At 33.0% G+C, this 13,544-nt stretch carries 15 protein-coding genes; all 15 read left to right on the top strand.

The window, feature by feature from the left end; translation table 11 throughout:
- On the top strand, nucleotides 1–5,171 hold a 5,171-nt coding region (locus G6W43_RS09965; RefSeq protein ID WP_194169716.1), incomplete at its 5' end, for a hemagglutinin repeat-containing protein.
- Nucleotides 5,168–5,443, top strand: coding sequence for a hypothetical protein (locus G6W43_RS09960; protein ID WP_194169715.1), 276 nt, complete (start codon nucleotides 5,168–5,170; stop codon nucleotides 5,441–5,443). The genes G6W43_RS09965 and G6W43_RS09960, both read left to right, overlap by 4 nt.
- Before the next feature lie 31 nt (nucleotides 5,444–5,474).
- On the top strand, nucleotides 5,475–5,834 hold the full coding sequence (locus G6W43_RS09955; protein ID WP_194169714.1) for a hypothetical protein: 360 nt from the start codon (nucleotides 5,475–5,477) through the stop codon (nucleotides 5,832–5,834).
- Between the two features lie 160 nt (nucleotides 5,835–5,994).
- A complete protein-coding gene (locus G6W43_RS09950; protein ID WP_194169713.1) occupies nucleotides 5,995–7,416 on the top strand; it encodes a hypothetical protein in 1,422 nt (473 codons plus the stop codon).
- A complete protein-coding gene (locus G6W43_RS09945; RefSeq protein ID WP_103613874.1) occupies nucleotides 7,413–7,742 on the top strand; it encodes a hypothetical protein in 330 nt (109 codons plus the stop codon). The genes G6W43_RS09950 and G6W43_RS09945 overlap by 4 nt, the downstream gene beginning before the upstream one ends.
- Nucleotides 7,743–7,770: 28 nt before the next feature.
- Nucleotides 7,771–8,088 (top strand): hypothetical protein, encoded by a 318-nt coding sequence (locus tag G6W43_RS09940; protein ID WP_103613875.1) that lies wholly within the window; start codon nucleotides 7,771–7,773, stop codon nucleotides 8,086–8,088.
- A gap of 8 nt (nucleotides 8,089–8,096) precedes the next feature.
- Nucleotides 8,097–8,423: a hypothetical protein gene (locus tag G6W43_RS09935; protein ID WP_103613890.1), complete on the top strand. Its 327-nt coding sequence runs from the start codon at nucleotides 8,097–8,099 to the stop codon at nucleotides 8,421–8,423.
- A gap of 215 nt (nucleotides 8,424–8,638) precedes the next feature.
- Nucleotides 8,639–9,334, top strand: a complete 696-nt coding sequence (locus G6W43_RS10540) for a hypothetical protein (RefSeq protein ID WP_196779753.1) — start codon at nucleotides 8,639–8,641, stop codon at nucleotides 9,332–9,334.
- A 1-nt stretch (nucleotide 9,335) separates the two neighbouring features.
- Nucleotides 9,336–9,653 carry an Imm40 family immunity protein gene (gene imm40 / locus G6W43_RS09925; RefSeq protein ID WP_103597929.1) on the top strand — a complete coding sequence of 106 codons (318 nt, stop codon included), beginning with the start codon at nucleotides 9,336–9,338 and terminating at the stop codon, nucleotides 9,651–9,653.
- A gap of 55 nt (nucleotides 9,654–9,708) precedes the next feature.
- Entirely contained in the window at nucleotides 9,709–10,134 is a 426-nt protein-coding gene (locus G6W43_RS09920) for a hypothetical protein (RefSeq protein ID WP_103597930.1), read from the top strand.
- A gap of 14 nt (nucleotides 10,135–10,148) precedes the next feature.
- Nucleotides 10,149–10,544: a hypothetical protein gene (locus G6W43_RS09915; RefSeq protein WP_194169712.1), complete on the top strand. Its 396-nt coding sequence runs from the start codon at nucleotides 10,149–10,151 to the stop codon at nucleotides 10,542–10,544.
- Nucleotides 10,545–10,593: 49 nt separating this feature from the next.
- Nucleotides 10,594–11,421, top strand: coding sequence for a hypothetical protein (locus G6W43_RS09910; protein ID WP_103597932.1), 828 nt, complete (start codon nucleotides 10,594–10,596; stop codon nucleotides 11,419–11,421).
- 74 nt (nucleotides 11,422–11,495) lie between these two features.
- Nucleotides 11,496–12,254 (top strand): hypothetical protein, encoded by a 759-nt coding sequence (locus tag G6W43_RS09905; RefSeq protein ID WP_021093286.1) that lies wholly within the window; start codon nucleotides 11,496–11,498, stop codon nucleotides 12,252–12,254.
- Nucleotides 12,245–12,367, top strand: coding sequence for a hypothetical protein (locus G6W43_RS10775; protein ID WP_257784944.1), 123 nt, complete (start codon nucleotides 12,245–12,247; stop codon nucleotides 12,365–12,367). The genes G6W43_RS09905 and G6W43_RS10775 overlap by 10 nt, the downstream gene beginning before the upstream one ends.
- A gap of 193 nt (nucleotides 12,368–12,560) precedes the next feature.
- Nucleotides 12,561–13,436: a hypothetical protein gene (locus G6W43_RS09900; RefSeq protein WP_194169711.1), complete on the top strand. Its 876-nt coding sequence runs from the start codon at nucleotides 12,561–12,563 to the stop codon at nucleotides 13,434–13,436.
- Nucleotides 13,437–13,544 lie beyond the last annotated feature (108 nt).

The raw sequence follows: 13,544 nt of genomic DNA, 5'->3' as shown, positions 1-13,544 counted from the left end.
TTAATGCTGGCGCTATCGCTTCTAACAAAGAGGCTAAGATAGATGCAAAGACTATAACAAACAAAGATGAAGCGCTAATAGCAGCAAAAGAGAGCCTTAACATAAAAGCAGACACTTTGGTAAATACCTCAAGCCAAATTTATGCTAAAGATATAAATGTAGAGGCTAAAAAGCTAGTAAATAACTCAAGCTCGCAGGCTAGGGTAGATACAGTGCATAAACAAGGCACTATGCATCTAAAAAAAGAGGGTGTCAATAGATATAAGCTTGGTGTAAATTTAAAAGAACTAAAAGAGAAAATAAGCACCAAACTAGCTAAAAAACTAGGTAAAGATATAAGTGAGCTAGATGAAAACGAGGTAAATGAGTTAGTATTAAAAGAGGCTATAAATAAAGATAGCGCTCTATATGCTCTAAATTTACACAAAGACTCATATCTATACGGCACCAGCCAAAAGATATTTCACAACCTAAGACTAGACTATGATACAAATGAAGTTCTAGTTGATACTAGTAGAGCAAAGAATAATGAACAAAAAAGAACTATCACATATAGCATAGTTAAAGATGTTCTAAACGAAGATGATAAAGCCAACTTCATCCCAGGCAGCATAATAGCTAACAATGATATAAATTTAAATGTAAACGATGTATTAAACGATAAGAGTGTTATATATGCTGGAGGAGATCTAAAACTAAATAGCGATAATGTAGAAAACATAGCTCTAATGCTAAATAACCACGTAAATAGCTATAGCGTTTATAAGTGGAAAGAGAAAAAGAAATGGTATAGGAGAGGATTTAAAAGCAAATGGGAGACTAAGGGCGGAAAAAGCACGAATTTTAACTTCTCATACACAGACGTTGGTTTGCCAGCAGTCTTTGCGGCGGGCAATAACATAGTAGGAAGCACTCAGGACTTTTCAAGCTACGCACTAAATGATGATATAAAGCTAGCAAATGTTGATCTGGATAAATTCTCTGAGCCAATATTTAATAGCCCAATCATTAAAAACCTAAATAGAAGGGTAAAAAACCAAGGATATTACTACAGCCTTGATAGCATAAACTCTGCTTATATAGCAAATATCCTTGATAGCTTATATGAAGCAAGAAATGAGAGCATAAGTAAATTTAAAAAAGAGGCCAAAGACAAAAACGTAAAAGCATCAGCTTTAGTAATGGCTAATAACATAGACCTAGACGCCAAAGGCAACATAAGTCTAGCTGGCAGCGTAGTGGCTGATAATATCAATTTAAATGCAGATAAAAAGATAAAGCTAAAAGGTGCAGACCTAGTAACTAGTAGAGATGCCAACATTGCGGCCAATGATATAGAGATAGATAGCTCTGATCTAAAATCTAAAAATTTAAGCTTAAATGCAAAGAATAATATAAATTTAGATCAAAGCAAATCTCAGTTTAGCAAAGTCTCTAACCTAGAAGCTACAAACGATATAAATTTACAAGCTGGAAATGATATAAAAGTCTCTGGCTCAAATTTAGATGCGAGTGGTGATATAAATTTAAACTCAGGCAACAACATAGAGATAAAAGCAGATGAGTTTAGCTACACACATCACGCAAGCTCTAAGGGGATGAAATTTGACGAGAGTGTAAAAAGAGTAAGCTCTGCAAATTTAGATGCTAAGGATATAAATTTAAATGCTAAAAATACTCTTTTAGTCTCATCAACTCATCTAAACGCACTAAAAGATATAAATTTAAACGCTAGTGATATCATACTAGCAGCACAGTCAAACACTAGCGAGGCAACAGCTATAAATAGCTCTAAATCGCTCCTTTCTAAAAAGCAAACCATAGATAGCGCCGTAAGCTCAGAGGTGGTAAGCACTAGCCTAAAATCAGGAAATAATATAAATTTAAACTCAGCTAACGATATCTATCTAGTATCATCTAAGCTAAAATCAGACAAAGATATAAATTTAAACTCAAAGAGCAATATCCTCTTTGAAAACGGCTACAATGTAGAGGCTAGCTCTCATGCTTCTAAAAAGAGCAAAATATCTTTAAATCCAAATGCCTTTTATAAGAGTAGCTTTGACCTTGTGGCAAATGGCAGTAAAAAGGCAGTTTATAGCACTATAGACTCAGGAAGTGATATAAATTTAAATGCCAAAGGTGCTCTTAGCCTAAAAGGTGCAAACCTAAACTCTGGCAATGATATAAATTTAAACGCAGAGCTTATAGCTATATCAAACACAAATGATGAAAGCTACCATAAAGAGGAGCATAAGAGTAGCAGAGTAGGTATCTTAAAGCCTAATGAAGTGCTAAAAGATATCGTTGTTGATCTAAAAAGAAAGCTAAACCCTCTAAAAGAAGCAAAAGATAAATTTAGCTCACTTAGCACACCTACATTTGTAATAGGAAAAACATCTACCAAATTTGAAAGCAATAGCCAAGAAGCAAAGAGCTCTAATATAAAAGCTGGCAAAAATATAAATATCAATGCCAATAAAGATATAAACATAGTAGCTTCAAATGTAGATGCTAAAGAGAACTTAAATTTAAAGGCCAATGAAGAGATAGAAATTTCATCGACAAATAGCATCTCTAATGCCAAATCAGAATCTATATCTAGAAAGATCCTTGGCAAGCAAAGCGCATCAGCAAGCTCAACAAATGAAGAGGTTGTTAGCTCAAATTTAAACGCCAAAAACATAAACATAGCTTCAAACCAAGATACTACACTTTCAGGCTCAAATATCAGTGCAGATGAGAGCTTAGATATAAAAGCTGATAATATAAATTTACTACCAGCATCATATAGCTTAGAGAGCTCATCTAAATTTAAAGACTCAGGCTTTGGCGATCTAATGAAGTCAAATGGCGAAGAGAGCAGCTCAAACTATAACCTTGCCATAAGCACACTATCAGCAAAAGATATAAGTCTAAACTCAAATACCATAAATGCCCTAGCTTCTATCATAGAGGCTACTAATGTAGATGTAAATACAAAGCTTTTAAATTTAGTCTCATCAAAGAGCACATCTGTAAATACAAGCCTAAGTAACAACGCAGGAGTTTTAACAGCTACTGTAAAAAATAAGGGCAAGATAGAAGAGGTAGAGATCCCAGCTATCATTAAAGTAAAAGATAAATTTACACTAAATGGCAAGGATATAACTAATAAGCTAGATGCCACAACCTTTAAAGCGATAAACGACTCTTTAAACTCAGAGGAATTTAAAGAGGGAGTTATAAGAGAGTTAAGATCAAACTCAGATACTCCAATAGATGAAGAGACGATAAAACAAGTAAAAGCAGTCCTAAATTCTAAAGAGTGGGAAGATAAGACAACTACTCTTAGCGGAATGGGAGCGCTAATAATAACAGCCATAGTTACATTCCTAACAGCAGGAGCTGGAACCGCTGTAGCTGGAGCTCTTGGAGCAGCAGCTAGCTCAACCGCAAGTGCAGCCATATCAGCTATGACAACAGCTGTCATAGCAAACTCAACAGTCCAGCTAACAAACAACCTCTTATCTCATGGCAAGGTTAAATTTGACGCATCATCCCTAGCTAAATCAGCCATTAGTGCAGGGGTAGGCTCATATGTTAGTAGCTACATATCAAGCATAGATACTCTAAGTAATACCAATATCATAAACACACCAACTTATACTTTCTCATATGCAGATCTACTAAGCTCTACATCAAACGCAGCAATAAACTCTGCCATCTATAAAACAAACTTTAAAGATGCACTACTATCAAATTTAATCTCTAAAGCAACAGACAATGCTTACAAGGCAGTAGGAAGCTACTCAAGCAATGAAGCAAATATAAACTCTAATGCATTATTTAAAGAATCAGGTCTAGGCAAGATAGCTCTTCACTCAGCCGTAGGAGCACTCTCAGCAAAGCTATCTCACGAAAACGTTGCAGCTGGTGCATTAAGTGGAGCTGTAAATGAAGCAATCTCTTCTGCACTACATAAAGATACATCAAATATGAGCACTAAAGAGATAGAAGCTTATAACAACAAACGCCTACTAGCATCTCAGCTAATAGGCATAATAGCTGGAGGCATAGCTAATGGAGATAAAGGAGCAAACACAGGCTATAAAATAACCACAAGTGCAGATACTTATAATAGACAGCTTCATCAAAGAGAAACCGATAAGATTAAAGAACTATCAGAAATTTATGCTAAAGAAAAGAGCATATCGCTGGATAAAGCAACGAGCATAGTAGCTAAAGCATATTATTCTAGTGTAGATAATGACGCAAATGACTTTTATATAAATAACTTAAGTAGTGATGAGGCTATAGAGTTATTAAAAGCAAAAGAATTTATACAAGATAATTTAAATAGCCCTAACAACTATTTAGTAAATGGTAATGATATATCAAATACATCTAAAAAAGAGTATTACGATAGGTATTCAAATTTACAAGGCTATAACGACAATAAAGACTTTTATGAAAAATACCTTAGTATAAAAAATCAAGATGATACTCTTAAAGTCTCTAGTTTAGACCTAGCTTCTGGTTTTATAAAACCATATAAAGATACATTTAGCTATATAGTATCTGATCCACTAAATAGCTCAAAAGATATCTTGCTAGGAGTTATAAACCCTATAGGCTCAGGATACGAATATGGACATCACCTAAGAGAAATTTATGAAAAAGCAAGCCTAGATAGCTTCTTAAAAGATGAAGCTGGCTATAATAAACATGGTGGCGAACTAGCAGGTAACGCAGTCCCTGCGATAGCTTTAGGTGGTAAAGGTGTAAAGTTAGTTAAGGATAAGTTAGGCTCTTTAATCTTTGAAGATTTAGATACCATTGGCAGTAGTTTTTCTGGATATGCCATTAAAAATGCTGGAGAAGTTAGCAGAGTTTTAGACAGAATAGAAAAGGGTGCTTCAAAAAATAGAGCTCCAGAGTTTGATGGTGGTAAAATAACTGAATATAATTTTTTGATTTCTGCTGAAAGATGGCTTGGAAAAGATTATATTTCATTACCAAATGGAAGATATGTTTCTAAAGATGGCACTAGGCAGATCAGGTATGGAAAACATGAAACAACGTCAAAAAAGCATCATGCCCATTTCGAGGTATATGACCAACCAATTAAAAGTGGTGGAAAAATAATAGAAAATACGGCTGTAGAAATTATTAGGGATAGTCAAAAATGAGAGAACTTTATAAGATTTATTTAAAGGACAATGCGCAATTAGAGCAGACACCAAAAACAATTCACTATTCTGGCAGCACTCTTTTGCCAAAGCCATTTGCACTAAGTATTGTCAAGTATAGTGACAATGAAGGATATTATTTGCTTTATCTTGACAAATTTGGAGAAGAGCAGACAGATACATATCATGAGACTTTAGAAGATGCCTTTGGGCAAGCAGAATTTGAATTTGGCGTAAAAAGAGATGAGTGGCTTGTGGTAAAAAATCAATAATCTTACAGGGTAGTTCAAGAAAGAGTTTGCGGTGAATAAAAAGTTAAAAATAGTTTTACAAACAGAATTTGCATGTGATAGCGTATTTTGGATATATGATGAATTTGGTGAAAACATAAATGGCGGAACATGGGTAGAGCAAGAAGATGAAATATCTTGGGATAGCAAGCTTCCAGATGAACTGCTATCTTGCCCAGATATAAAAAGGCTCTCTACGGAAATTATGAAAGAATACAATAGTCTTTTTATAAACAATGAAAAAGAATTTAGCTATAAGGGTTTTGCTAGTCCCAAATCCGAAGCAAAATACATGCAAAAAATCAATGAGCTTAGAAAAATTGTATATAAAAAATATGGCGACAAATACGAAATAGTAGATGATTTGCGTTAAAATAAGCTTTTAAATTATTATTAATAAGCCCCAACTTTCAGGCTCAAATATCAGTGCAGATGAGAGCTTAGATATAAAAGCTGATAATATAAATTTACTACCAGCATCATATAGCTTAGAGAGCTCATCTAAATTTAAAGACTCAGGCTTTGGCGATCTAATGAAGTCAAATGGCGAAGAGAGCAGCTCAAACTATAACCTTGCCATAAGCACACTATCAGCAAAAGATATAAGTCTAAACTCAAATACCATAAATGCCCTAGCTTCTATCATAGAGGCTACTAATGTAGATGTAAATACAAAGCTTTTAAATTTAGTCTCATCAAAGAGCACATCTGTAAATACAAGCCTAAGTAACAACGCAGGAGTTTTAACAGCTACTGTAAAAAATAAGGGCAAGATAGAAGAGGTAGAGATCCCAGCTATCATTAAAGTAAAAGATAAATTTACACTAAATGGCAAGGATATAACTAATAAGCTAGATGCCACAACCTTTAAAGCGATAAACGACTCTTTAAACTCAGAGGAATTTAAAGAGGGAGTTATAAGAGAGTTAAGATCAAACTCAGATACTCCAATAGATGAAGAGACGATAAAACAAGTAAAAGCAGTCCTAAATTCTAAAGAGTGGGAAGATAAGACAACTACTCTTAGCGGTATGGGCGCACTAATAATAACAGCCATCGTTACATTTCTAACAGCAGGAGCTGGAACCGCTGTAGCTGGAGCACTTGGAGCTGCTGCTGCTTCAACTACAAGCATGGCAATATCAGCTATGACAACAGCTGTCATAGCAAACTCAACGGTTCAACTAACAAACAATCTCTTATCTCATGGCAAGGTTAAATTTGATACATCATCCCTCGCCAAATCAGCCATTAGTGCAGGGGTGCTATCTTATGCTGGTGCCGCCTTGGGAACAAATGCCCTAACACAGAATATGGATTTTTCAGATTATGTAAAAAATGCTACTATAAACGGAACACTTCAAGGCATAAGCTCTGAGATAAATGGAGGAGAGTTTAAAAAGGGCTTTTTAACGGGTGTTGCGCTATCTATTATGAGCGATGCTTCGCTTCAGATGAGAAAACATGTGAAGGAAAATTATAATTATGCTGGGAAAAATGGAGAAATAGTACCAGATGATACACAAAGTGTTGGTGTAAGAGGAGATGGTGTTAAAATAGGAGGTAGTCACTTTGAGAAAGTGTATGAGGATGGAGTGTTGAAAGGTAGGCCAATAGATGCACCCACTGGTGGCTCACAAACAGGGCCTAGGAGATTGTTTGGAAAAAGCTATGAAAAAGGTTCTTTGGCAGATCATGCTATAGAACACTTCGCAGGACCACATGACTTTATGTCTAGCTGGAACTATGAAAATATAAATGGAGTTACATATCTAAAAGATAATGGAAGCTTGGTAAATATAGCAAGTGGTTTGCTTTTAGTTCCTGCTGCACCATTTGCAGCAGCACCATTTATCCAAGGACATTTGTCAGATATACAAATTTATAAAGATGTAAAAAAAGTAAGCAAAGATGCTAGAAGAGAAGTTTTAAACAAAGCGAAAGAGAACAGATGAAATTTAGAAATTTTATATTATTTATAATCACTCTGGTTGGATGCAGTGGTTGTTACTTTAAAACCGCAACTTACGAGATTTTTAAATACAAAAGAGATGGCGAGCTTTATGAGTGGAATAACCAAAATATCCCAAAATATCACAGTGAGCGTAGGGAAATATACGATGACAATAGATATATCTATAAATTTAATGGCGAAGATCCAAGATGTGTTTATGGTTATCTCACAAATAGAAATGACAAGATTGAGAAGGTTGTAGGCTGGGTTATATTGTCTGGAAAAGAGTATTGCAAAGAAACACCAGGAGTAGGGATGTGGATGTAGATAAGACTAACGACTTATGGAAAAATATATGAAATTTAGAAATTTTATATTATTTGCAGTCACTATAATCGGATTTGGTGGCTGCTATATAGGCGAGCCAAGCTATGAGGTGTTTGTGAAAAATATGGAGGCAAATTTAAGACCTCCAAGTCCGATACTTTCACATAAGAATAAACAAATTTATAGTGAGGATAGATATATTTATATAGTTGAATGGAATAAAGAAGGCTGTGTTGTTGGCTTTTTATCAAATAAAGATGACAAACCAGAGAGAGTTTTAGATTGGATTATATTATCTGGTAAGGAATTTTGCAAAGATAGGCAAGCATGGAGTTTGTCTTTTTAGGAAATCGAATGAAATTTAAAAAATTTATTTTATTTACAATGACAATGTTTGGCTTTAGTGGATGTTATATAGGCGAGCCGAGCTATGAAGTGTTTAAGGATAACAGAAATATTTTTTTAATCCCTACCAATCATACTATGATTTTAAATTTTTATAATCGCAGAGAAATATATGATGACAATAGATATATCTATAAATTTAAAGGCGACGACCCAAGATGTGTTTATGGATATCTAACCAACAAAGACGACAAACCAGAGAGAGTTTTAGACTGGGTTATATTGTCGGGAAAAGAATTTTGCAAAGAAAGACGAGCTTGGGCTTTATCTTTTTAGGGAATTTGTATGAAAATTTATTATTACTATTAAGTTTAAAATATAATTAAAAAACACATAACAACAAACGCCTATTAGCATCCCAGCTAATAGGCATAATAGCTGGAGGCATAGCTAATGGCGATGAAGGAGCAAACACAGGCTATAAAATAACTACAAGTGCAGATACTTATAATAGACAGCTTCATCAAAGAGAGATAGATTTCATAAACTCTATGGCTGATGATTATGCTACTAAAAACAATATCTCTAAAGAGCAGGCTGTTAAAATCTTATATACTGCTGCTAGTGTGCTAGTAGATAAAGGTTCATATAATGATTTTACTTCAAAAGAGAAATTTGAAGTAAGAGATGAAAATGATGAAATAAGTGTAATAAACTACAATGAGAAATTTTATAAATTTAATCAAGGAGATATAAATAACGCTAAAGCATATCTGCTAGTAAATTCTAAAGAAAAATCTTTTAGAGATATATATAAAGAGGAATTTACTAAACAAGATTACTTTACTGCTACAAAAGAGCAGTATAATAACAGCGGTTATACGCCTGATAAGAGTGTGGGGCTAGAGGATGGAAGCTTATCATTCTTGCCAGCGCCTATTTTTTCAAAAAGTGCATTTGGCCTTTTTAAAAATACTGCGCTAAAAAACCCATTAGAAAATATAAGTTATACAAAAAAAGTTTTGACCCAAATGTCAAACAAAAGTGATTACTTTCATTCGTTTCCAAATGCAGTAGATGCTTTTGCTAAATATGGCAAAAAATCGGAAATTATCGGTAATGATGGGATTAAGAGAGTAAAGATTGAAATTCAAGGTAGCTACAAAAATCACGATGGAGTGTTTGAGTATATAATAGAGCCTGATAATACGGTTAATCATAGATTTTTTAAAATAAAGGAAAAATAGTATGAATTTAATAAATGATGTGATAAAAATAGAGGAATTCTTTTTTAGCAATATATGTGAAATTGCTTACGACTACGAAAATGCTATAAAGAAGATCGCGGTATTGAAAGCCAAGGGGCAAGTTATTGTCGGTGGTGATGTAATAAAGTATGATGGGCAAGCAGCTGAATATACTTATGATAATTGGAGCTTTAATTCTGAAGAATATACATATGATCTACATGAGTATTCTGCTAAAAAAGCAATTGATTACATAGAAAAATATCATAATATAGATAAAGACTGCTTTTATACTATATATACATCTGGTATGTTGTAGAAAATAATGTTGTTGAGTTTATAAATCATATACAGTAAAAGCAAGGACAAATAAGATGTTTAAACGTATAGGCTGGTCTTTTATAGGATTTATGTGTCTACTTTACTGTATCTCTATGCTAGCTAACAAAAATGTAAAAGTAGGTGAGAAGTTTTTTAAATTCGATGATGCTGGCAATTTGTATTTGCTACCAGCACTTAGTTTTTTACTGTTAGGCATTTATGGCTTTTGGATGGCATTTAGATCATATAAAAACGAAAAGCCAAATTTAAAATACATGTGGTGCAAAAAATGTAGAGAATTTTATTCACTGGGTAGCAAGAAATGTAGGCAATGTGGTGGAAATTTAAAAAAATACTATGTTAAGAATAAAGACAAAACCAAATACCTCAAAGATGAAAAAGATAAATGGTCAAATTTTATAATGTGGATATTGGCATTTGCCATTGTTTGGGTTTTAATAATGTTTGTAGGTAGATAATATAAGTAGAAAATATGTTTAAACGCATAGGTGGCTTTTTTATAGGATTTATGTGCTTGCTTGACTGTATATCCATGCTAATACATAAAAATGTAAAAATAGGCGAGAAGTTTTTTAAATTTGATGATGCTGGTAATTTATATCTTTTGCCAGCTTTTAGTTTTTTATTTTTGGGCATATATAGCTTTTGGATGGCTTTTAGAAAAGAGCCACCAGTCGTGCAAAGGCTAGAGGGCATGTGGTGCCCTGACTGCATGAAATTTTATAATATAGGTGAAACTACATGTGAAAAGTGCGGACAAGAGCTACTAAAATGCTATAACACGCACTATGAAACAAGGCCAAAACCAAAAACTGAGCCGCTGTTTAGATCAAAGCCTAGAAATAAAAAGCGAAAGCTAAAGAGATAGGAAAGCAATAGTGATCGAGAGGATGTTATAGTAAAGCGAAAGAGAATAGATGAAATTTAGAAATTTTATATTATTTATAATCACTCCGTTTGATGTATTGGTTGCTACTTTAAAACCGCAACTTACGAAATATTTATTTATTATCTTATTTCTGTCGGGATGCGGTATTGTTACAAGTGTAGATGATGACAATAAAGAATCTAAAATTTTGAGTGTAGATCAAAGAATATCTACCAAAGAGGGATTGCTCTCTTTGATGGCACCTATACATAAGGATATAGGCGTTTTTTATGGAGTATATAAAGTAGAGGAAGGCATGGCGTTGACTTGGGCTATAAAAAATATGATGGCTTCAAAGCTTATTATTTCGACAGAGTCTTATCCTGGGCATACTTTTGAATCTGCAAAATATCTCAATCCAAAAAATCTTAAAATTTTTGAAGAAGAGACAAAAACTAAAGAGAGTTTTTACAATACTACTACTAGTGCTATATATAAAAAAGCATATCTTGATTATATAGATGGAGTTAAATGCAGGACATTTGTCCATGCGGATTTGAGACAGATTTATCAAAATGTAATAGATGGTGAAAAGACATATACACAATACTATGATACATATTGTTCATTTTATCAGCCAAAAAACATTAAAAAACCAACAAATATGGTTAGACTACAATATGAATATAGTTTTAATCGCAAATCAAAAGCTTTTACAGATAGCAACAAAACAGAGCAGGAAGTCTTAAATGATATACACAATATATTTAGGCAAGACATACAAGCAATATTTTCTACCATAAAGCTTGGCATGGATAGAGAGAAGATGAGAAAAGAAGGGCTTTTGTTTGATAAACCATATAGGGTTCAGTTTTAGATAAAATTACAACTGCAAACTATATGCAAAGAATTTGATAAAAATAGTGGCTATACATAAAGGAGTGTAGTAAGGTGAAGATACTAATAATTTCATTTTTAATAGCTTTCATAACAGGATGTAGTTTTGATAATACATATAAAAGTGATATATATGATCGCGACTATATAAAAATGGATGCAAACACTACACTTTATAGCTCAAATAAAACATTTTCAGTAAAGGCGCCGATAAATAGAGGCATCTTATTTGAGGGTTTAGACAAATATGATGATTTTACAGTGTTGCAGCGCCGTATCATCGGAGAGATAGTTGAGATATTTTATCTTGAAATAGATAAGATAGATACATTCGATGGAGAAAAGTATCTTGACTTGGAAAATATAAATTCTTTTGAGCTAAATACTAATAATCCAAATATAAAATATAAAAATGAAACATTTGGACAGTATTATGATAGGGCTTTTGTCAATATCATAGATGGTATAAAATGCAGAAGCTTTCCTAAAGAACTAAATAAAAAATATAATCACCAAAACAAGGGCGATGGCATAATTCAGACACAAGAGTATGAGACATATTGTAGCTTTTATGGTGCCAATGGTGTGCCAAAGGTGCTTCGTATAAGATCTGAGTATAGTTTTAACTTATCAAGTGAGGCATTTAAAAAAAGCACCCTCTCAGAAAAAGAAAAGTTAAATAAAATAACAAGACAATTTAGGCAAGATGCGGAAGAAATTTTTTCTAATATAAAAATCAATATGGATAGACAAAAGATGCGTCAGCATGGGTTATTATTTAAAACAAAATCAGAGGAGATAAAATGGAAATAAAAAAATTAATCATGTTTGCTTTGTTGGCATTTGTTTTTACAGCTTGCGCAGAAAAAGAATATATATGTCAAGACCATGAAAAAGATGGCGCAGTATGTGGCTATAGACCATAAGTAGCCATAAATATTTAGAAACATAGAATTTAAATTTACAGGACGGACTCAATAAATCCTTGTTTGCATGGAAAGTTAGACAAAAAGCAGATATGGCAGATCGCATAAATGTGTTAAATATCCATAAATTATTTATGGATGGCTCACCACACAGTTCTTATGTGTGTCAAGATTATGAAAAAGATGGTGCTATATGTGGTGTAAATTTCCAGTAGTAAAGCTTATTGTTATAACTTTTATTGTGCTCTTTTCCGGTTGTTATGATATTCCAAATATAACTACAAAGCATCTTAAGCCAGGTATTATGCTTTCATCTTTTCAAGATGAAAGCTTTACCTATGTGCTTCCAAGTAGTTTTACTGATATTGATTGGTATTATTTTCTAGATGAAAAAAATGGCAGAAATGTTTTTGAACGTAATTTGCCGTCTATGTTTAATGAAAAATTTCAGATCAATACTTACAGATATAAAGAAAGAAATATGTCACGAAGTAAGTTAGAAATTCGCAAAGATAGAGAAGAAAGCATTGATAGGAGTATTTATGATATTTTAATGGGTTGGCAACCTTATGAAAAAGGATTCTTTGCATATATTGATGGCGTAAAGTGCGAAGCAGGTTTTTTGATAAGTTCTATAACTCAAATTGGCTCTGCAAACTATGGCATTGATTGTCTTTATTATGATACTAGTGGTGCTGTATCAACTTTAGTTATTGGAGGCACTTTTAGATTATTTTTTGATCCAGTTAAACATAAAAACTATAAAGCAGAAGATATGGCAATACTATTTAAAAATGATATGAGTGAATTTTTAAAATCGATAAAATTAAAAAATATGGATAGACAAAGAATGAAAAAAGAGGACTTGCTTTTTGACAGAATATATAACCCTAGGGATGAATTTGATGAAATAATCTATGAGTGGTTTGATCCAAATAAATTTGACTGTACAAAGTACCAAAAAGAATATCAGATCTGCAAAAAATCACATCTTTGGAAAGAAATACGTAAAAATAAAAAATTTTTTGATGAGAAATACTATGAAACAGAAAGAAAGATAAGAGGTTAAGATGCTTAAATATAAAAAATTTATTTTTCTTTTTGTAGCTTTTTTGTTTATTGGTTGTTTTTCAGATAGCGGGCTTCAAGTAAATGAACGAAATGTAATATATAGCTA

The organism is Campylobacter concisus (genome assembly GCF_015229965.1).
Lineage (GTDB): Bacteria > Campylobacterota > Campylobacteria > Campylobacterales > Campylobacteraceae > Campylobacter_A > Campylobacter_A concisus_BD.
This window is presented reverse-complemented; position numbering and strand designations above follow the sequence as displayed.

Bases quoted from the DNA above. Each gene is read 5' to 3' on its own strand.
- imm40 (WP_103597929.1), top strand. From the start codon at position 9,336: ATGAATTTAATAAATGATGTGATAAAAATAGAGGAATTCTTTTTTAGC.
- G6W43_RS10540 (WP_196779753.1), top strand. From the start codon at position 8,639: ATGGCTGATGATTATGCTACTAAAAACAATATCTCTAAAGAGCAGGCT.
- G6W43_RS09910 (WP_103597932.1), top strand. From the start codon at position 10,594: ATGAAATTTAGAAATTTTATATTATTTATAATCACTCCGTTTGATGTA.
- G6W43_RS09950 (WP_194169713.1), top strand. From the start codon at position 5,995: ATGAAGTCAAATGGCGAAGAGAGCAGCTCAAACTATAACCTTGCCATA.
- G6W43_RS09920 (WP_103597930.1), top strand. From the start codon at position 9,709: ATGTTTAAACGTATAGGCTGGTCTTTTATAGGATTTATGTGTCTACTT.
- G6W43_RS09960 (WP_194169715.1), top strand. From the start codon at position 5,168: ATGAGAGAACTTTATAAGATTTATTTAAAGGACAATGCGCAATTAGAG.
- G6W43_RS09935 (WP_103613890.1), top strand. From the start codon at position 8,097: ATGAAATTTAAAAAATTTATTTTATTTACAATGACAATGTTTGGCTTT.
- G6W43_RS10775 (WP_257784944.1), top strand. From the start codon at position 12,245: ATGGAAATAAAAAAATTAATCATGTTTGCTTTGTTGGCATTTGTTTTT.
- G6W43_RS09915 (WP_194169712.1), top strand. From the start codon at position 10,149: ATGTTTAAACGCATAGGTGGCTTTTTTATAGGATTTATGTGCTTGCTT.
- G6W43_RS09940 (WP_103613875.1), top strand. From the start codon at position 7,771: ATGAAATTTAGAAATTTTATATTATTTGCAGTCACTATAATCGGATTT.
- G6W43_RS09900 (WP_194169711.1), top strand. From the start codon at position 12,561: ATGTGGTGTAAATTTCCAGTAGTAAAGCTTATTGTTATAACTTTTATT.
- G6W43_RS09945 (WP_103613874.1), top strand. From the start codon at position 7,413: ATGAAATTTAGAAATTTTATATTATTTATAATCACTCTGGTTGGATGC.